Raw genomic sequence first — 18,924 nt, 5'->3', positions numbered from 1 at the left:
ATGAAACGTCGTCCCAAGCTGGCGGTCTGGAAATTCACCTCCTGCGATGGCTGCCAATTGAGTCTATTGGACTGCGAAGATGAACTGCTGGCCATCACCGCCCAATTGGAAATTGCCTATTTTATGGAGGCATCGCGGGCGGTGGTCCGCGGTCCCTACGATCTGTCCCTGGTAGAAGGCTCGATTACCACCCCCCATGATGCGGCCCGGATTCAAAAAATTCGCCGGGCTTCGAAATTCCTAGTGACTATCGGGGCCTGCGCCACGGCCGGGGGGATTCAGGCCCTGCGCAATTTTACCAACGTCAAGGACTATATCCCCCTGGTCTATGCCCGGCCAGAATATATCCACACCCTGGACCAATCCAGTCCTATTGCCGCGTTGGTGCCGGTAGATTTTGAACTGCGCGGCTGTCCCATCAATAAAAATCAACTGCTGGAGCTGATCAGCGCCTTTTTGCATGGCCGCCGTCCCACTATCCATCCGTATAGTGTCTGTCTGGAATGTAAACTGCGGGGCAATATCTGTGTCATGGTGGCGCAGGGTATCCCTTGTCTGGGCCCGGTCACCCATGCCGGCTGCGGCGCGCTGTGTCCGACCTATCAGCGGGGCTGCTATGGCTGTTATGGACCTAAGGAGACCCCCAATACTGCCTCGCTAAGTAATCGGCTGCAGGCGCTGGGAGTGCCGCCAGATGATCTGGTGCGGCTCTATCGGACCTTTAATGCCTATGCCGAACCTTTCCGCCAGGAGAGTGAAGCCCATGAGTAAAACCATAAAAGTCGATTACTTAGCTCGGGTGGAAGGCGAAGGCGCTCTTTATATCCGCATAAAAGATGATACCGTGACCAAGGTGCAGCTGAAGATTTTTGAGCCACCCCGCTTTTTTGAGGCCTTTTTGCAGGGCCGCAAGTTTACCGAAGCCCCCGATATCACGGCGCGCATCTGCGGCATCTGCCCGGTCGCCTATCAGATGAGCTCGGTGCACGCCATGGAACAGATTCTGGGGCTGAGGGTGGCAGGGCCGTTACGCGATTTGCGCCGCCTGATTTATTGCGGCGAGTGGATCGAAAGCCATGGTCTGCACGTCTATATGTTACATGCCCCAGATTTCCTGGGCTATGCTGATGCAATCGAGATGGCCCGGGATCATCCCGGTATGGTCGAACAGGGCCTCAAAATCAAAAAGATCGGCAACGAACTGGTGGCTCTGGTCGGGGGCCGGGAAGTCCACCCGATCAACGTCCGGGTCGGCGGCTTCTATCGCGTGCCGCACAAAAAAGAGCTGGCTGCCTTAACCGACAGGTTGAAATGGGCCCGCGACGCAGCCCTGGAGACGGTGCGTTGGGTGGGTTCTTTCGATTTCCCGCCCTTAGAGCAGGATTATGAATTTGTCTCCTTGCGCCATCCTCAGGAATATCCCTTTAATGAGGGGCGCTTGGTGTCCAATAAACGACTGGATATCGCGGTCAGCGACTTCGAAACGCATTTTGAGGAGGAGCATGTCCCTTATACAAATGCCCTGCACGCGGTGATCAAGGGCCGTGGCGCTTATTATGTCGGGCCCATGGCCCGCTATAATAATAATTTCGATCTACTCCCCCCCGCGGTGCAATCCGCGGCTCGGGAGGCCGGGCTGTCCGCCTGCTGCCGCAATCCCTTCCAGAGCATTATTGTCCGCAGCGTCGAAATTCTCTATGCCTGTGAGGAAGCCTTGCGGATTATTGACCAGTATGAGATGCCCGACCGGCCTTATCTTGAGATCAAGCCGCGCGCCGGAGTGGGCCACGGGATCAGCGAGGCCCCCCGCGGCAGCCTGTATCATCGTTATCATATCGATGACCGGGGGGTTATCCTTGATGCCAAAATCGTCCCCCCGACCTCGCAGAACCAGAAGACCATCGAAAGTGATCTCTACCAAGTGGCGGTACAGAATCTAGATCTATCCGAGGATCAACTCACCTGGCTCTGCGAGCAGACCATCCGCAACTACGACCCCTGTATTTCCTGTTCAGTGCATTTTCTGAAGATTCACCTGGAACGCGACTAAAGAAGGATGTCTCTCCCCTCTCCAAACCGGGTGTTAATCATCGGAGTGGGCCACCACTGGCGGGGGGATGACGCCGCTGGCCTGCTGGTGGCCAGCCGTCTTAGAGCACAAGGGCGCGACCCGGCAGTGGTCCGGGAAATGTCCGGCGAGGCCGCCGACTTGCTGAACGCCTGGCAGGAAGCCGCGGCAGTGATTATCGTCGATGCAGTCCTTACTAAGGCTCCCCCGGGGACGATCTATCGCTTTGATGCCCATGCTGAACCGCTGCCGGCGGAAATCTTCCCGGCCTGTTCGACCCATGCCTGGGGAGTAGCCGAAGCCGTGGCCCTGGGCCGCATCCTGCAACGCCTGCCACCTCATTTGATCATTTATGGTATTGCTGGCCAGAATTTTGGCCTGGGCCCGGGGCTGTCCCCCCCGGTCGAGACCGCCATCGTAGAAGTTACTCAGCGTATATTAAAAGAATTATCATTAATTCTCGGCAGTAAAATGGATTAACCAGGTTCACCGGTAAACCGGTAATTCCCCTCCAGGAAGGCCTGGATATATCTATCCACCGTCTTCTCATCACCCATGACCATATCCCGCTGGCGAGCGCAGGCCATCAGCCTGCCGAGCAGATCGAGCTTCTCTTCCATCAGAACTTGAGGGTATTTCCCCAGCCGGGCCACTACCAGATCTCCGGTAATTTCTACGTCAAAATCCAGTTTTGTGAGAATAACGCCAAGGAATCGGGCTCTGAGCCCCCGGCGGTGTTCATCCGCCGCGCCTCCCTTAAATCGAAAGCTGATGTAATTATCGTTCCGCACCTCGCTCACGTAGGCATCGATGGTAGCGAAGTGATATCCTAACCGTGAGCTGAAATTTAGATAATGCTTTGACACAATGGCCAGGGTGCGCAGCCAGAAGTCGGCATTCTGCGGCGCGGGCGCAGCCAGCGACCGAGAGAACACCGAGTAAAGCCCCTTCATATCTATGGGAATCGGTCCCGCCCAGGAGACCTCGGGGTGGCTGATGCCTTTCCACAGGGCCCGCATCGGGATAGAGGTTATGGCCTCGGGCGGAACAAATTTGGCCCGGCGGTCCTTTTGAATGCCCCCTCCCAAATCGATGAGGTAAAGATTCAGCGGAATGGCAGTCTTCAAACGCACCATAAAGGCTTCTTCCTGCCTGGCCTGTTCGCCCAGTTCAAACATCTCGGCTATGGCCATCTGGTGGGCAAAGCGGGTTATGTCATGAAGAGTTTGACAAGAGGCCGGAGTAAAATTGCTCAATTTCGGATCGGTCATATTGAGAGGGGTAATCCAACGCAATACCCGGCGTAGGGTGACATAAATGGGGGTCTCCGTAAACCGGGAAGGCTGCGGGGGCGGAGTCTGAAGCAATTCTTCCACCCGACCCTGATAAACCCGCAGATTGTTCGCATCCACGGTGATTTCCTGGCCGGTCTGTAAGACTTGCGTGGCTTTTTCGGTATCGACCAGGGTGGGGACCTTATACTCCCGAGCCAAAATAGCCAGATGAGAGGTGGCGCTGCCGATATCCAATACCATAGCTCTGGCTTTATGCAGCACCGCGCCGTAACGTGCCGAACTATAGCGGGCCACTAATACCCCGCCTTCCGGGAACCGGGCTAAATCTTCGTCTTTTTGAACGACAAAAGCAGGCCCGGACGCCACCCCAAAACAGGCCACGGTGCCACCATCAATCAGAATGGGATTATCCTTGACTTGAGCAGATGGAAAAGCTTCCGGCAGAGGTTGCAACAAGGTCAAAGGTCGTGACTGCAAGAGCACTATCTGTCGCCACGGATCTACTGCAAATTCGATGTCTTGTGGCTCCCCGAAATATTCTTCCAACCGGAGGCCATAGCGGCCCAACTGCAGCAACTCTTCCTGGGTCAAGGCTGGTTGATAATTCTCCGGTTCAGGTACAGCTTCTTGGGTAATTCCCCCCTCTGCGGCAGCGGCCGTGAGGCGAAAGGGTTTAGGGCTGATGTGTTGTGATACTACCGAGATTTCCGGTTTTTTGGAGAGCAGATAGCGGTCTGGAATCAAAGTGCCTTCCACCACAGTAGGGCCCAACCCCCAGACCGCGTCAACCACCATCACCTCCTCGCGGCTGCCAGTAGGGTCCACGGTGAAAAGGACGCCGCTGGCTCGAGCCGGTACCATGGCCAGGCAACCCACACTCATGCCTAACTCGCGATAAGACAATCCTTTCTGTAACAAATATATTAGGGCGTTAGGAGAAAATTGACTGGCCAGGACTTCCAGATAACTTGGAAAGAATTCTGGTAGAGTAACATTCAGTTTGGTAATGAATTGCCCTGCAAAAGAATATTCTTGATCTTCATACAAGGCGCTGCTGCGCAGGGCCAGATGCGGTTGGTAGCCCAGGGTTTTGGCTAACCGATGATAGTGTTGGTTGACCTCATCGGCTAGGCGGGCGGGGATTTCGGCCTGCAAGATCCTTTCCCTTATCTGTCGGCATTTTCCGTGAGTAACTCCAGGTTGGCGGTATCGACCTCCTGGAGAAAAATCTTCAATGGCTGGTCCAATTGATTTTCAGCCAGGACCAGGCGATAAGCCTCGAGCGTTAACACAAAACCATCCGGGGTGGGCAGCTGCAAACGATTTTTAATTTCCCCCAGATTGGCATTTTTGCCGCCCACCTGCCCGAGATGGCGCCGGTCTACCTGGCTCAGCGGCATGGCCAATGAGCCTGTGGTTTGGGCCACTCGGCCTGCCACCTCATTTTGAACCTTCGTTTTTATGGTTTCGTAAACCGGAATCAGGTCGGCATAGCGGCCATTGCCCAGGATGTTGAGCTCGTTGATGATTTCTTGGCATTTTTCCAAGATCAGGTCGCTCTTGGTACGAATATACTGCATGTCAAAGACAAAATCGGCCTCGGAGACCGTCTCCAGGCGCGACATGATTTCCAGGGCAGCATTATTGGCTTCCAAAAGTTTCTTGAAGCTTTGGTACTTTTTCTTAAACAGATCCTCTCCGCCTTCGGCGGCGAGAGGCTTTTTTCTTTTCAAGAACCCAAAAATTCTCAAGGAGTCCACCAGTAAGTCGCCAGGCCCAAAGAGTTCAGGTTTCCGCTTGCGCCTGACGCCATTTGAGCGCTTTGTCGACGGTCATCAGAATCTGCTCTTTTCTAAAGGGCTTGGTAATATAATCAAAAGCTTTGTGCCGCATAGCTTCCACAGCCGACTCGATGGTTCCAAAGGCCGTAATGATAATCAGCGGCAAATTGGGGTCAATCTGCTTGATAATTTTCAATAACTCGATGCCTTCCATTTCGGGCATGCGCAGATCGCTTATGACTAAATCAGCGCCATACGTCTTACACCATGCAACTGCCTGGTGCGGGTCACTGGTTGTAAGTACCTTATGATTGGTCTTCTCGGTTAGAATGAATTTCAGCAGATCCAGAAGATCTGGTTCATCATCAACAATTACAATGGTTGCTGACATTACGGAACTCCTTCGCAACAAAATTTAGGCACCATCAAATTAGCTTCAGTTCAACCGCTCGTAATTTAGCTAATGGCAAAACTTAAGCTGGTCACGACCCTGAGATTCGGGCGGGTCCACCCGGTTAATCCGCTAAAAGCCACGATCAGCAGCAGGGTGCCTTATTCCTCTATCCGGCTTTTTAAGTTCCGGTTCTCCTTGACTATTCGTTGCCACTCCAGAGCCCGCTCCAGGGCCACCAGAATCTGTTCTTTACGAAAGGGCTTGGTAATAAAATCATAGGCTCCCCGGTGGACCGCTTCTTGAGCTGCCTCCAGGGTGCCGAAAGCGGTAATCATAATCACCGGAATATCCGGGTCTTTCTTTTTCACCGCTTCCAAAACTTCAATTCCATCCATCATGGGCATCTTTAGATCAGTAATGACAATATTAAAATCATTTTCGGACAGAAGTTCCTCGACCTCGATGGGGTTATTGGTAGTAACCACCTCATGGGGGGTCTTGTCAGTGATGAGCATTTTGAGCATGACTAACATGTCAGTCTCATCATCAATAATGAGGATCTTAGCAGACATGGCCACCCCCTGTTGCTTGGCTTTAGTCCCTTATAGTTGGGCTATTGGGAGGGTAATCGTAAACTTAGTACCGCTTGTATGATCTTTGCTCTCTTCTTTGGTTTTGCTCTCACAGGTAATGGTGCCGCCGAATTTAGTGATAATCGCATAACTGACGGACAGACCCAATCCCGTCCCTTCGCCGACCTTGCGAGTGGTAAAAAATGGATCATAAATTTTTGGCAGGTTTTCTTTTTTGATCCCCTCACCAGTATCAGCAAAGACGATTTCAACCCTATCATGCTTAGAATTAAGGCGGGTGCTGATAGTTAAGTGACCGCCTTGCGGCATAGCCATGACCGCGTTGTTAATGAGGTTTAAGACAACCTGCTGTAACTGCGCGGCATCGCCTCGAGCTTTGGGCAGCCCCTCGGCAAGATCAAGATGATACTTCACTTTTTTGGTCAGCAGGGTATTCTTGACTACTTCCAAGACCGTTTCCACGCTGCGATTGACATCGGTGTCATATTGATCTTTCTCCGGGGCACGTGCAAAAGTCATTAAATTTTCAACAATCTTCTTGCAATTGTTACCTTGCCGCTCGATAGTTTTTATGATATTGTATTCCTTAGAGTTTTCATCTATTTTTTCTAGCAGCATATCGGCAAAACCTAAAATAATGGCCAGCGGGTTGTTAATCTCATGGGCCACCCCGGCGGCCAGTTGCCCCAAGGAAGCCAATTTTTCCGTATGATATAATTGTTCCTCAAATTTTTTCTGGCTCGTAATATCATGGCCGATAATCATGACGCTCAGAACCCGGTCATTTTCCCGGATAGGGGTTAAATTGAAATTAAAAAAGTACTCCTTGCCCCCGATGGTTAATTCCTCGGTAGCACGTTGCCCCTGTTTTTGGGCAATTACTTCCTCCACCAAGCGATTGAGTTCCGCTTTGGTGTTTCCCGGAAACACATCGCTGATAGTTTTGCCCATAATGCCCTGCGGGGTGTAGCCTAAAATTTTCGCCCCATAGGGGTTTATGGACACAATTTCTCCTTTGGCGTCAACATTTAAGATGGCATCCTCGGCAGACTCAACCAGAGATTTATAGAGCTTCTCGGACTTGGCCAGTTCATTCTTGGATTTTTCCAGGGCCGCGGTTTTGGTGTGCACCTCTTTTTCCAAAGCCGCCGACCAGCGGCTCTCGTAATAAATTACTGTCCCGCCTCCCAGGATGATAATGAAAATGACCACCCCTTGCAGTAAAAACTGTCGGATATAAACGTCATGAATGGCCCCTTCCACTTCACTTTGGGGGGCCACCACGGCCACTGACCAGATAATCCGGCCATTGTCGCCCTTCAAGATGATGGGAGCGTAGGCGATGAATTTTTTCATTTTTCTAACGATACCTCGGTGCCAGCCGCTCCAGTACCAGGAAACGCCCTCTTGTCCGGCAAGCATCTTTTCCCGCTGGATTTTGTTGATCTCCGCAAAAGAGATCTTGGGAGCCCTTTGCTCCCGGACTTCAAAAGCAGACCTGCCAATGAATCCCTCTTCAGGATGATAAATGAAATACCCCCGACTATCGATCACCCAGGCATATCCACTGTGACCCGACCTAATGTCCTTGGTAAGTTTTTGGATTAATTGGTAAGGATCGACCAGAAAATAGAGGCAGCCGGCAAAACGACCCGTAGCTTGAGGATGACTGGCATCCAGGGAGATCTGATAGGTGGGGGTAAAAATGACCAGGTAAGGATTTTGCTTGCGGGTAGAATGAAGAAATGTCCCGGTCCTCTGGAAGATGATTTGATTCCGGTGCTCCGGCTGCTTGGCCCAGGCGAGAAGCTCGGATTGGGAGTAATTTCCTTTGATAACCCGACTCTCACCCTGGGCATTTACCCAATAAATCTGTCGTCCCTCAGCATCCAACAGGCCTATGCCGATGACCCCCAGATTGCTGACGTTGGCCATGGTGATCCGCATCCGATTAGGCCAGGAAACCTCCAAATACTGCACCGATGGGGACAGGTTCAGGGTATGTAATTCTCCTTTCAAATAAAAAATCTTATCCTCGATATCCGAGGCTACCCCTTTGGCAATGGTCAACTGTTGTTGGTTGAATTGCTCGCTGATGATATCTCTCATCTTCTCAGCCGAGAGCAAGCCAAAAATAAAGGCCCCGGCCAACAATATCACCGTAAGGGTGATGACAATTAAATATACTTTCTTAGAAATGATATTAAACATCTGGTGTTTGAGGACCTGTTGATCGCAAGGTCTGGCTGGGGTCAATCAAGGCGTAAGCCATTATCTTATTAGTGAACCTGGTGCTCCCCGCAATGCTTTTCCAAAAAATCGATTACATAACCTGAAACTGCGGCATCGTCCGACATCACCATATCCATCTGCTTGGTAAACACTTCCAAGCGTCCCAGGATTTCTAATTTTTTGAGTAGCCTCGGCCCTGGATCTCCAACTTGTAGGCCGTCAAGCAAGTCACCAGTGACCGTAACCTTAAATCCTAACTGAGCTAAGATTTCCCCGATGAGTTGCAGCCGGCGCACGCGGCGCTCTAATGAAGCCGCGCCCCCCTGGTAGTGAAAACGGATGTAATTGTGGTCCAAATTATCACTGACATAGGCCTCGATGGTGGAGGCATGATACCCCAGGCAGAGGCTGAAATTCATATAATCTTCGGATAGCAGGGCAAAGCTGATTTTCCGCAACTGGTCTTCGGCCTGGGGCGTGGTCGAGGTTACCCCGATGACCGAAATGAATCCCTTGACATCCAACGGCCGGGCCTTGGGCCAGGGAATGGACATCATTCCTTCTAGAAAGGCCCGGAAGGGAATGGAACGGACATCTTCCAAGGTTATCGACGGTCGTTCGACGGATAAACTGCCGCCCGCATCAACGACGACAATGGGGACCAATCGACCGGTGACTAAGTTGACCGCGTCCTTTTTGCCGACTTCACCACTCAGGCTAAGGCAGAACATCTCATTTCTGCAGATTTCCGACGTATAATAGAGCAGGTCATGAAGGCTTTGACAGCCCTCGGGGGCCAGAGGCTGATTTGCCGGCCCTAGATGCAAGGAAAAAAGCCGGGGGCTCACCCGCGCCAGCATTTTTTGGGCCAGGAGGTGATCAGAGTTGCCGGCCGGTTCCGCTGGGAGAAGGGTTTCCCCGCGGCCGGCGGACACCTGGAGGCGCTGGGCATCGACCGTGATAATCATGCCTTGGCTAATATGGGAGGTATCATCGCCGGTATCAAAGATAGTCGGCAAGCGCCGCTCTCGAATCAAAAAAGCCAAATGATTATGCGGCTGGCCAGTTTCCACCACCAAAGCCGCCGCCTTGGGTAACAGCGGCACCAGGCCTAGTGCCGGTTTATTGGCGATGAGGACAGCCCCATCCGGAATATCCAGACTGTCTGGCCAGCGGTCAACGTCGATCCGAAAGGCGGGTCCCGAGGCCAGACCGGGATAGATCGTTATTCCATGTGAAATCAACAATCGGTCGGGGCCCTGACCAGCGGTTGAGTCCTGAAAGGATGGCCTCCCGGAGGGAATGCTTCGCAGGATGATGACCTCCCGGTTAGAACCCAAACCCCACTCCAATTCCTCGAGGTTGGGATAATTAGTACTCAATATATGATAGTAATCCGCAATTTTTAAGGCTTCGGTCTCCTGGAGACAGGGTTCCCCTTTAAATTTTTCAGGCAGGGTTGCCATATAAAAACCCTGTTCAGGGTGGTAAGTCAGCCATTGCTCCTGAGGGCCGGTTTCGGGAGAGGTTAACTCCGTTACCCGACCCTGGGCTACTTTGTACCGTTTGGCAGGCACAGTCCCATGCTGAACCGCCGGCCACCAGCCCCACACCGCTTTGATGATCAGCGCCTCGGTATTCTCTTCATCTTTAGCCCGATAAGCTACGCCGCTGGATAACAACTCTGGAGTGGAGAGAGTGTGCTTCTCAAATAACAGGTCCTTGGTATAAAATTCATACCGCAATTTCGGGGTTAATTCATCGTTAATCTGATCGGCTATTCTGGCAAACAGCGCGGCCACTTCAAAATACCGACCCCTGCTAAACCTTTTCAGAGCATTTATCACCCCGCGGACATAGTCTGATACGATAGCCCAATTTAATTTAATATAGGCAGGGCTGAAATAATCCTCCCTATGCAGACGGGCCTGCATCTGGGCCATAACCTCGAGCGCCGCAGTGGTGGTGGTCAATATCTCGGAATAGAGCTGGACCTTTCTTTGATATTGTTCTTTACGGCTCAACGGCCGGGGGGCTGTCCGGATTGTTTGGTCTTTTCTGAAAAGACGCCGCCACCATGACACCAGCTTTCTCCTCTTCAGAAAGAATGCGCCGCTAAGACAAAATTTTTTTAATTATAACAAAAAATAATGAACAGAGCCAGGGATCCCAACTTGCCGGCGATCCCTGGCCACTCGCTGCGCCGCTGCGGTGATGCTAAGAGCTCTGGTCAGACCTCTTCTTTGCTGACCGGCTTTTCCATGCTCAGGCCGAGCCCTTCGAACAGCTCATAAATGCCGAAACCGAACCACAGGGTATAGACCACATAGAAAATCAACAAAAAGGTGAGCATGCCTGCATTGTCGGCTACCTTGGCCGGGGTAACGCCGAAAAAGTTATATCCCGGCTCCAGCGCCCGCTTCTGGACCTCGCCCACGACTTTGTACTGTTTAAACTTTTTCTGTTTTTTCAAGGATGCAGCCAGGTTATTTAGGGAGACCCACCAGGTTTTCACAACCTCCTTGGAGTTATAGTGATATTTGGCCCGGAGTTCCTCTCCCCGGTTGTTGAACAGGGCTTCGGCATCATCCACCGCTTTTAGGAGGATCTTGCCAAGATCGCCGTTTATTTTTAACACTGGGCCGGCGGCTTCCACCTGGGCCCCGGCCTGGCTAAAGAGGATCTCGGCCTTCTTAGCATTTTCGGGAGACCCCAGGGTTATTTCCGCAACCACGGGGGTGCCCACCAAGGGTTGGGCTATCTTGCGCATGTCGTTCATGTAGTTGCTAGAGCCTTTGGCCAAGCGGTTGAAAAAATCATCGGTATACTCCAGCCCGTTTTTGCCGTCTCCAAATATCGGCATAAAGATCAGAAAGAGAACCACCCCAAACGATATCAGGAGAAATAATCCAAGAAGCAGGTTTTTGGTTTTCATGAGTTAATGTACCCCCTCGACGACAGTGGTTAAAGAGGGTTCCTTCCCCCTTAAGACATTGAGATTTTTGAAGAACATGGATAACACCCAGAGCCCGAAGATGCCAATGATCACAAAGAAGACGATAAGTCCGATTAAATCGAGGCCACCGGCCAGTCCCTTGGATATGCTAATGTATTCCATCTGGTTAAGTCTTTTCGGCAGCGCGAAGAGGCGATTGAGAAAGCCGGCCAGGATGGCGGTAGCGTAAAAGCCCCGGATATAGATACCCTTGACCACCTTGGTAGTGAGAGCCCCGACCTGGATTCCGATCAGAGAGCCCAGGAGCATGCCCATGGCCAGGGTGTAAAAAATAAATCCATAAATGGCATACTGCGAAATGGCGGCAAAGCCGGCAGTGAAGATGATCTGCAGGATGTCGGTGCCTACCGTAGTGAAAGAGGACACCCCTAACAGGTAGACGAACATGGGGAAGGTCAGAAAACCGCCGCCTACCCCCATAATCGCCGCTACCAGACCGACGATGAAGCCGCACCCGGCCACAAACAGGCCGGAAATCCGGTTGCCGCCCGGCACCAGATCCTCGTCAAAGGAGATCATCGGGGGGATACGGACCGATTGCAGCTTCTGGGCCAGGCCAGTGGTGGCCGCCGCCGGGGGGGTGGCTACTTTCTTCTCATCCGGGGCCAGAGTGCGGTGGGCGCGACCGGCCCGGCGCAGCTTGAGAAAGTCGGTCATGGCGTAAGTGCCCAAAAAGCCCAACAGAAAAACATACACCAGGCTGATAAAAAGGTCGCTCATGACCGGGTTGAATTCATAAATAGCCCGGTTGATGGTGCCCCCGACCACCACTCCTAAGGTTGAGCCGACCAAGAAGGTAATGGCGAGTTTTACCGAAACGTTGCCCAACTTTCGATGGACTGCCGTCCCCATAATGGCCTTGGCAAAGATGTGAAAGAGGTCGGTGCCCACCGCCAGAATGCCTTTGACGCCGATGCTCATCAGGGCCGGGGTGATGATAAAGCCACCGCCGGCGCCGATGCAGCCCGTTATCAGGCCAGCCACTAGTCCGATGAAAATAGTGAGGAGAAAAATCGAGGTGGAATAAAAGGCCGGCGCATAGGCCTTTTTTCCCCCCAACAAATCCCCTGCCGCCCAGGAGATGCCCAGAAAGGCCACGATCGGCAGACAAAGAGCCAGCAAGATCAACAACTTTTTCCGATTTCGCAAGATATTGGTGGAAGTCTCGATCTCCCAGCGGGCGTGGGCCTCAGCAGCCATCTGCAACATGTTAAACACGCTTCGTACTTTGTTCATGACGGATCTACCCTCCATACTAAATTTTTCCTGGCCCCTGAAGGGAATTCAGGGGCCAATCTTGACGACTTACTCTAACTGAAGTCTTAATCGATTTATTAATCAATCTTTATGCCAAAAAAGGGAAAAGCTTCTTATCAATATAAGTATATGTAATTATTTATATTATCTTTTTGTTGGGCAATTTCGGAAGGAGATTATCCGAAAATTTCCGCCAGGTTTTTTTACAAACTGTAAAACGGCCGTTTAGGAGCAGGGCTACCCGATGAACCACTTGACGTCGGCATTAATATTATCTACTTTAGATATAAAGGACTTAGAGAGGTTACCATGAATACCCGGTTCAGCTTACGATTGGCAAGAGATTAGCATAGGGGAATTTGGGGGTGGCAAGATGGGTTTCTTTCAGTGGTTAACGAGTATCTCGCAAAGTACAGCTCCTACGGGGCAGCCGTTTGCCCCCCAATGGCTTTATGTGGTCATGGTCCTGGTGATCCCGGCCCTGATCGGGGTAGCCTTGGCTGGAATTTTGAAGGTTATCGAGAAGGCCTGCGGGATCAAACTCGGAGGAGGAAGTGTTTAAGCAGGCCGTGAGCATACGATGAATATTCCTCTGTCCATTGCCAGTTATTGGATCAAGTACCTTAATCCGCAATTAGCACTACTGACTCAGCCAATTCAGGGGTGGTTCTACACTGTCTCTCCCCAGGGCGAGCTGACTATCAATCTGATCGCCTTGATCGTTCTGGGACTGGCTATGGGCTTTCTGGCCGGTTGTTTTGGGGTCGGCAGCGGTTTTTTGATGGCTCCCCTTCTCAATCTCTTCGGGAACATTCCGTTTAATGTGGCCATCGGGAGCGACCTGACCTACATGGTAGGGTCGGCTACGATCGCCAATCTGCGACAGCGGGCCGTGGGGTATGTGGACTACAAGTTGGGACTGCTCTTGTTTCTGGGCAGTGCTCTGGGGGTGGAGGTCGGGGCGCAATTTTTAGAGCTCCTCAAATATGCCGGGAAAGTCTCTCTTTTAGGCCACCGGTCAGACTTAATGCAGCTCACCATGACCGCGGTCTATGCCCTAATGCTGGGCTGGATCGGGACGACAGTGTACCGCGAGACCTGGGCTATCCGCCGGTTAAAAACCGGTGTGCCGGCGCCTGCCCCCCCGGCGGTGGCCGTAGGCTCACGATTGCAGACCATCAGTTTGCCACCAATGGTCGCGCTGCCCGTATCCGGGGTGGAGGCCATTTCTCTCTGGTTGATTCTGGGGGTCGGTTTCGTCTCCGGATTGCTGACCGGGTTTCTGGGAGTGAGCGGCGCCTTCATTCGCATGCCCGCCTTAATTTACGTTTTAGGCGTTCCCACGGTGGTCTCTCTGGGGACCAACCTCTTTGAATTGTTGATCTTGGCTCTATATGGAGCCCTAACCCATAGTTTAAAAGGTAATGTAGATCTTATACTGGTAATGATTTTATTAATTACTACTACGGTAGGTAATCAACTAGGGGTGCTGTTGCAAACTAAAATTGTCGGGTGGCGTTCACTCCTGTTGTATACTGCCATTATATTTTCCACTATATTATTTTTGCTGCTTAAACTTATCAGCTAAGCTTTGGTTAACATTAGCTGTTGGCCCTCCGAAGCCATTCGGTTATGATTATACCGTGGTCATAGGCCTTTTTATAACTTCACTGAGTGACCGGACGAATAATTTTTCTTAAGGATATCGGCTACCACTTTTTTCAACAGATCAATATTCTCTCCTTTCTCCAAGCAACTTGCCACCCCGGGCAGGTCCGGGTAATTGATATCGCAGTAAATAAATGTGTAAATGACCATAGGTAAGGCCGGATACTGTAAATGCAGCCATCTGATTAAATCAGGTTTGGTCAAACACGAAGGGATGTCGGGATCCAGGATAAGCAAGTCCGGTGGATCTTCACCACTTAACAATTGGGCTAATTCACCCTCTTCTCCGGCCAGGATTACTTGGTACCCCTCACTCAAAAACTCCCGCCGTAAGAATTGTCGTACATGGCGATTGCGATCGGCTATTAAAATCTTGAATTTTCGGTTCATGGCCAGAACCTGCGCAATTTCTTGTCAAGCAACTACTACAATTGATATGCCAGCCGGAAAGACAACCTGATATTTAGGTAACCAGCTAGATTTTCTGTAAAAATTACACCGGACCAGGCAGTGCTCGGTAACTCTGAGGGAATTTACCCCTGTCAATATTTTTCACAAACTGTAAAAGATAATCAGAGGAGCCGGGGAGATTAGGCAGAGGTCACGAACCCTCGCTTTTTACCAAGCTGCCTATTTTTAAACGATATTTATCAATTTTGGCCTGGAGCGTGGGACGCGATAGACCCAAAAGTTTGGCGGCCTGACTGCGATTGCCACTGGTGAGATCCAGAGCCTCCTGGATAATCAGACTGGCAAAACGGTCGATGAGGGCATCAAAAATATTGGTCTCCGTATCGGTGCTCAGCTCTTGACGAACCCAATTTCGGATAATTCGGAAAGTGTCTTCAACTTGGACAGATTTGACTGCATTTTGGGCTCCAATGGCTTGAGAAATTTCCTCCGCCCGGATGGGGTAGCCGCGACTAAAAATCAGGGCCTTTTGCAGGACATTTGCCAACTCGCGAACATTACCGGGCCAATGGTAGCCCTTGAGCAGGGCTCTGGCCTCAGGGGTCATTCCCGGGTTGTTCACATCCAATTCGTGAGCAAAACGGCTCAGAAAGTAGTCGGTTAATAAGGGGATATCGTCGGCCCGGTCACGCAAGGTAGGCAACCACAGGGTGACCACTTTAAGGCGATAATACAAATCTTCGCGGAAGCGTCCCTCGGCCAGCGCGGTTTCGAGGTCCCGGTTGGTGGCGGCAATGATCCGCACATTCACCGGGATAGTTTCGCGGCCGCCCAGGCGCTCGATGTTCTTCTCCTGCAGCAGTCGCAAGATCTTGGCCTGTATGCTGGCCGGCATGTCGCCGATTTCATCGAGAAAGACAGTACCACCATGGGCCTGCTCAATTTTTCCCACTTTGCGGTTTAGGGCTCCGGTGAAAGCCCCTTTTTCGTATCCAAACAATTCGCTTTCCAGCAGGGTCTCGGGAATAGCAACGCAGTTGATTACCAGAAAAGGCTTTTCCGACCGCAGACTGTGTTGATATATGGCTCTGGCGACCAGTTCTTTGCCGGTTCCCGAATCGCCGCGAATAAGCACCGTGGCATCAGTCGGAGCTACGCGGCCGATAGACTTGTAAACCTCCTGCATGGGTTTGCTTTTGCCAATAATCGCTTCATCCGCCACCTGATCGGGAGGCATGTCTATCAATACCTTGGAGTGCATGAACCGCCCGGCTTCCAGGGCCTTCTCAATTAGAGTAAGAATATCGGGGACTTCAAATGGCTTAAGAACATAATCAAAGGCTCCCAACTTAGTGGTCTCAATGGCGGTCTCCGTAGTGCCGTAAGCGGTCATGATAATCACCGGCAGCTTGGAATCGAGCTGATGAATGGCCTTAAAGGTTTCAATCCCGCTTATTCCCGGCATGCGAATGTCCATGATGACCATATCGGGATGATTTGCCTGGACCATGTTGAGGGCGGTTTCGCCATCGGGAGCCGTCCAAACGGAATGTCCTTCGGCAGTCAACAACTTTTCAAAACTTTGCCGCAATCTTGGGTCGTCGTCAACTATCAGGATGGTTCCCATGCTGAATCTTCCTATATGGCAAGTTAATTGTAAAAGTAGTCCCCTGGCCTTCGCGGGACTCGAGATCTAGCCAACCGCCATGTTTCGCAAGGATGCGGGCGGCAATACTAAGGCCAAGACCTGTTCCCTCTTCTTTGGTACTGAAAAAAGGCTGGAGAATTTTGTCTTGTATTGCCTCCGGAATTCCGGGACCATTATCGCTCACCTGAATTGTCACCACCTGTCCGATTGATTGTAAAAAATTTTCTCCCTCCTGAATGATAATTAACCCTCCATTTCGCATTGCCTCACAGGCGTTGACCAAGAGATTGACCAGCACCTCCTTGAGCTGGTCAGGATCGGCCCAAACTTCCGGGAGGGGGCGGGAGCGCTTAAGCTTTACTTCCACATGATACGATTCAAGTCGATGCCTGAGCAGTTGCAGAGCCATGTCCACCACCACCGAGGGACTGACTTTCTGCATGGTCAATTTGGGCGGGCGGGAAAATTCCAGGAAATTGCCGACTACAGTATCAATATGGCGAATTTCCTCTGAGATCACCTCAAAGTCTTCTTGCTGGCTGGGAGTTAAGTCAAGCGTCCGTCCCAATGAGAACAGGCGCATTTTCACCGAAGTCAGGGGATTGCGGATGCTGTGCGTCACTCCGGCCGCCAATTTGCCCACCATGGCCAGCTTTTCTGATTGTAAGAGATGTTCTTCGCTCCGAGCCAGTTTGGTTTGGGCCTGATCAACATTTTCAATCAAGTCATGAACCCGCCGGCTTAAGGCCTTGACCTCGTCAGGTTCACGAGAGGCACCCGGAACCAGCCCGGTTTCCAGGCTCAATTGTCGGATCGGTTCCAATAGTTGTTTGCTCAATATGTAACTTAATAATAATCCAATAAAAATTACGCTCGGCATAATAATTAACGCCAGGGTTTTGATAAACCGGGCTTGCTCACGGCTTTCCTTCTTGATCTGGGAAATTATTCCGTGATTGACAAATTTATAAGTTTCGCAAAGATCGTAAATTTCTAAAAATTGACGGCGGATTTCCCAATGAAGTTTACTACCCTCGGCGCGCAAACCACGTTTATATAAATTTATTACTTGTTCTCGCCCTGAGTTATAATCCCGATATTTAGAGGCAATCTTTTCGATAATTTTTATCATCACCGGAGTAGTGGCTAAAACCTCAGCGTTAGCTAAGCAGTCCAAAAAGCTCTCATGGTTCTGCCGCAATTTTTGGAGCCACGTAGGATTACCGTCCAGAAAATAGTAAGTTAAGTATCCCTTTTGCCTTAACAAAGCAATTTCTAAACCTTCGGCGGCCTGCAAGGAGGCCATGTTTTTATCTATTAAAGAGGAAAACAGAACATCCGTGGCTCCGGTATGCCAGATGGTTATCAGTCCCCCCAACAAAGCGGTAAAAACCAAAGCCCCCAGCAGAGAAAAAATCCTGACCCGCAAACTGACATATTTCCACATGGTTCTTACCAACGCTCCTTTAGCTTGGCCACTTTAAACATTATAATCGAAAATTTCAACTCACGCAGCCATAGTGGGCTTGCCCCCGGGCATTTAAGTATTTAATTGAAATCTGAAATTTTTTTTGATAATTAAATATCAACCGTGGCTCAAGGCGGAGCTTGCCCGACTGCAAAGGATAAATACACCATAATATTTCTTCTTCAGGGAAGATATCGATGTTTCCCGAAACCAATATATTCGATGAGATCTGTGCCAAAAAGCAGGGGATTGACCGTCTGGTGCTAGAAAAGGTAATCACCTTGGCTGTAGAGCTGGCCCGCGAAGGAAGGGAAGGAAGGAAAATCGGCACCTTATTTACCGTCTATGATTCGGATACCGTGCTGGAACGCTCCAAGTGTCTTATTCTGGACCCCTTGTTCGGACATCCGGACCAAGTAAAAAGGATTGACAATCCCAATATGCGGGAGACCATAAAGGAACTGGCACAACTGGACGGGGCCTTCGTGGTCTCCGATTCAGGGGTGGTCATCTCGGCCTGCCGATATCTGAATGCCTCTGCGACTGGGATTGATTTGCCCCTCGGATTGGGATCTCGCCATATGGCCGCCGCTTCCATCTCTCGTGAGACGCGAGCCATCGCCGTCGTCGTCTCCGAAAGTTCGGTGGTGCGGGTATTTGACGACGGCAAGCTGGTGTCGGAAATAATTCCCGAGCTCTGGGTGTTAAGTCGCTACAGTCTCCATCTGAGCTGGCCCTATCTGGAAAGAACCACCAATCATGTTACCGTGGTGAGCAAAGAAGATTGACCAGGAACACCAGGTAAGGAGATGTGAAGAAAATGGCGTGGAAAACTGTGGATTATGAAAGCCTACGGTAATTCTGCCAGAAAATGATACGCCTTAGAGCGATGATCGGTATTGCCAAGACCGTAAAAGGCCCTTCCTAATCCCGCGCTACCGTGATAGGCTGGGGATTGACCGGCTAGCAATTGATTATTCCGGCCTTTCACGCCGGCAACACCGGTTCAAATCCGGTTGGGGACGCCAAAGTAAATCAAGGGGTTGGGCTCGGCTGCCCGGCCCTTTTCTTTTAGACAGCTTCTCGTTGCCAA

Annotated in this window: 17 protein-coding genes and 1 tRNA gene; 7 read left to right on the top strand and 11 right to left on the bottom strand. The window is 51.1% G+C overall.

What is annotated here, in order from left to right:
* From JRG72_07020 to JRG72_07010, 3 genes are read left to right on the top strand one after another with little or no spacing between them, the layout of a single operon-like run.
* On the top strand, positions 1-771 hold the full coding sequence (locus JRG72_07020; GenBank protein MBW2134967.1) for an oxidoreductase: 771 nt from the start codon (positions 1-3) through the stop codon (positions 769-771).
* Positions 764-2,050, top strand: a complete 1,287-nt coding sequence (locus tag JRG72_07015; protein MBW2134966.1) for a Ni/Fe hydrogenase subunit alpha — start codon at positions 764-766, stop codon at positions 2,048-2,050. The genes JRG72_07020 and JRG72_07015 overlap by 8 nt, the downstream gene beginning before the upstream one ends.
* Before the next feature lie 6 nt (positions 2,051-2,056).
* Complete coding sequence (locus JRG72_07010; protein ID MBW2134965.1) at positions 2,057-2,548, top strand: hydrogenase maturation protease; 492 nt, start codon at positions 2,057-2,059, stop codon at positions 2,546-2,548.
* Here JRG72_07010 and JRG72_07005 read toward each other — a convergent pair.
* From JRG72_07005 to JRG72_06970, 8 genes are all read right to left on the bottom strand, one after another.
* Positions 2,545-4,518: a phosphoenolpyruvate synthase gene (locus JRG72_07005; GenBank protein ID MBW2134964.1), complete on the bottom strand. Its 1,974-nt coding sequence runs from the start codon at positions 4,516-4,518 to the stop codon at positions 2,545-2,547. The genes JRG72_07010 and JRG72_07005 overlap by 4 nt on opposite strands.
* 11 nt (positions 4,519-4,529) lie before the next feature.
* A complete protein-coding gene (locus JRG72_07000) occupies positions 4,530-4,988 on the bottom strand; it encodes a hypothetical protein (GenBank protein MBW2134963.1) in 459 nt (152 codons plus the stop codon).
* 160 nt (positions 4,989-5,148) lie between these two features.
* Positions 5,149-5,535 carry a response regulator gene (locus tag JRG72_06995; GenBank protein MBW2134962.1) on the bottom strand — a complete coding sequence of 129 codons (387 nt, stop codon included), beginning with the start codon at positions 5,533-5,535 and terminating at the stop codon, positions 5,149-5,151.
* A 161-nt stretch (positions 5,536-5,696) separates the two neighbouring features.
* A complete protein-coding gene (locus JRG72_06990) occupies positions 5,697-6,110 on the bottom strand; it encodes a sigma-54-dependent Fis family transcriptional regulator (protein ID MBW2134961.1) in 414 nt (137 codons plus the stop codon).
* 30 nt (positions 6,111-6,140) lie between these two features.
* The gene (locus JRG72_06985) at positions 6,141-8,342 is read right to left on the bottom strand and encodes a PAS domain S-box protein (GenBank protein MBW2134960.1); all 2,202 of its coding nucleotides are present in this window, start codon (positions 8,340-8,342) and stop codon (positions 6,141-6,143) included.
* 68 nt (positions 8,343-8,410) lie between these two features.
* On the bottom strand, positions 8,411-10,447 hold the full coding sequence (locus JRG72_06980; protein MBW2134959.1) for a hypothetical protein: 2,037 nt from the start codon (positions 10,445-10,447) through the stop codon (positions 8,411-8,413).
* A 146-nt stretch (positions 10,448-10,593) separates the two neighbouring features.
* Positions 10,594-11,298, bottom strand: a complete 705-nt coding sequence (locus JRG72_06975; GenBank protein ID MBW2134958.1) for a hypothetical protein — start codon at positions 11,296-11,298, stop codon at positions 10,594-10,596.
* 3 nt (positions 11,299-11,301) lie between these two features.
* Complete coding sequence (locus JRG72_06970) at positions 11,302-12,615, bottom strand: sulfite exporter TauE/SafE family protein (protein MBW2134957.1); 1,314 nt, start codon at positions 12,613-12,615, stop codon at positions 11,302-11,304.
* Positions 12,616-13,009: 394 nt separating this feature from the next.
* Between JRG72_06970 and JRG72_06965 the strand changes: the two genes are divergently transcribed.
* Both JRG72_06965 and JRG72_06960 read left to right on the top strand, forming a co-directional pair.
* Entirely contained in the window at positions 13,010-13,198 is a 189-nt protein-coding gene (locus tag JRG72_06965) for a hypothetical protein (GenBank protein MBW2134956.1), read from the top strand.
* Between the two features lie 18 nt (positions 13,199-13,216).
* Positions 13,217-14,224: a sulfite exporter TauE/SafE family protein gene (locus JRG72_06960; protein ID MBW2134955.1), complete on the top strand. Its 1,008-nt coding sequence runs from the start codon at positions 13,217-13,219 to the stop codon at positions 14,222-14,224.
* 71 nt (positions 14,225-14,295) lie between these two features.
* Here JRG72_06960 and JRG72_06955 read toward each other — a convergent pair whose 3' ends face one another.
* From JRG72_06955 to JRG72_06945, 3 genes are all read right to left on the bottom strand, one after another.
* Positions 14,296-14,694, bottom strand: a complete 399-nt coding sequence (locus tag JRG72_06955; protein MBW2134954.1) for a hypothetical protein — start codon at positions 14,692-14,694, stop codon at positions 14,296-14,298.
* 211 nt (positions 14,695-14,905) lie between these two features.
* Positions 14,906-16,342, bottom strand: coding sequence for a sigma-54-dependent Fis family transcriptional regulator (locus JRG72_06950; protein MBW2134953.1), 1,437 nt, complete (start codon positions 16,340-16,342; stop codon positions 14,906-14,908).
* Entirely contained in the window at positions 16,320-17,810 is a 1,491-nt protein-coding gene (locus JRG72_06945; protein MBW2134952.1) for a histidine kinase, read from the bottom strand. Before JRG72_06945 ends, JRG72_06950 begins: the two co-directional genes overlap by 23 nt.
* A gap of 218 nt (positions 17,811-18,028) precedes the next feature.
* On the opposite strand from JRG72_06945, the gene JRG72_06940 reads away from it, so the two are divergent.
* Together JRG72_06940 and JRG72_06935 are read left to right on the top strand one after the other, a co-directional pair.
* Positions 18,029-18,619, top strand: a complete 591-nt coding sequence (locus JRG72_06940; protein MBW2134951.1) for a DNA integrity scanning protein DisA nucleotide-binding domain protein — start codon at positions 18,029-18,031, stop codon at positions 18,617-18,619.
* A 155-nt stretch (positions 18,620-18,774) separates the two neighbouring features.
* Positions 18,775-18,859, top strand: a tRNA-OTHER gene (locus tag JRG72_06935).
* The last annotated feature ends 65 nt before the right edge of the window (positions 18,860-18,924 follow it).

This window comes from Deltaproteobacteria bacterium (assembly GCA_019309545.1).
Lineage (GTDB): Bacteria > Desulfobacterota > Desulfobaccia > Desulfobaccales > Desulfobaccaceae > Desulfobacca_B.
This window is presented reverse-complemented; position numbering and strand designations above follow the sequence as displayed.

Bases quoted from the DNA above. Each gene is read 5' to 3' on its own strand.
- JRG72_07020 (MBW2134967.1), top strand. From the start codon at position 1: ATGAAACGTCGTCCCAAGCTGGCGGTCTGGAAATTCACCTCCTGCGAT.
- JRG72_07015 (MBW2134966.1), top strand. From the start codon at position 764: ATGAGTAAAACCATAAAAGTCGATTACTTAGCTCGGGTGGAAGGCGAA.
- JRG72_07010 (MBW2134965.1), top strand. From the start codon at position 2,057: ATGTCTCTCCCCTCTCCAAACCGGGTGTTAATCATCGGAGTGGGCCAC.
- JRG72_07000 (MBW2134963.1), bottom strand. From the start codon at position 4,988: ATGTCGCGCCTGGAGACGGTCTCCGAGGCCGATTTTGTCTTTGACATG.
- JRG72_06995 (MBW2134962.1), bottom strand. From the start codon at position 5,535: ATGTCAGCAACCATTGTAATTGTTGATGATGAACCAGATCTTCTGGAT.
- JRG72_06990 (MBW2134961.1), bottom strand. From the start codon at position 6,110: ATGTCTGCTAAGATCCTCATTATTGATGATGAGACTGACATGTTAGTC.
- JRG72_06985 (MBW2134960.1), bottom strand. From the start codon at position 8,342: ATGTTTAATATCATTTCTAAGAAAGTATATTTAATTGTCATCACCCTT.
- JRG72_06975 (MBW2134958.1), bottom strand. From the start codon at position 11,298: ATGAAAACCAAAAACCTGCTTCTTGGATTATTTCTCCTGATATCGTTT.
- JRG72_06970 (MBW2134957.1), bottom strand. From the start codon at position 12,615: ATGAACAAAGTACGAAGCGTGTTTAACATGTTGCAGATGGCTGCTGAG.
- JRG72_06965 (MBW2134956.1), top strand. From the start codon at position 13,010: ATGGGTTTCTTTCAGTGGTTAACGAGTATCTCGCAAAGTACAGCTCCT.
- JRG72_06960 (MBW2134955.1), top strand. From the start codon at position 13,217: ATGAATATTCCTCTGTCCATTGCCAGTTATTGGATCAAGTACCTTAAT.
- JRG72_06955 (MBW2134954.1), bottom strand. From the start codon at position 14,694: ATGAACCGAAAATTCAAGATTTTAATAGCCGATCGCAATCGCCATGTA.
- JRG72_06950 (MBW2134953.1), bottom strand. From the start codon at position 16,342: ATGGGAACCATCCTGATAGTTGACGACGACCCAAGATTGCGGCAAAGT.
- JRG72_06945 (MBW2134952.1), bottom strand. From the start codon at position 17,810: ATGTGGAAATATGTCAGTTTGCGGGTCAGGATTTTTTCTCTGCTGGGG.
- JRG72_06940 (MBW2134951.1), top strand. From the start codon at position 18,029: ATGTTTCCCGAAACCAATATATTCGATGAGATCTGTGCCAAAAAGCAG.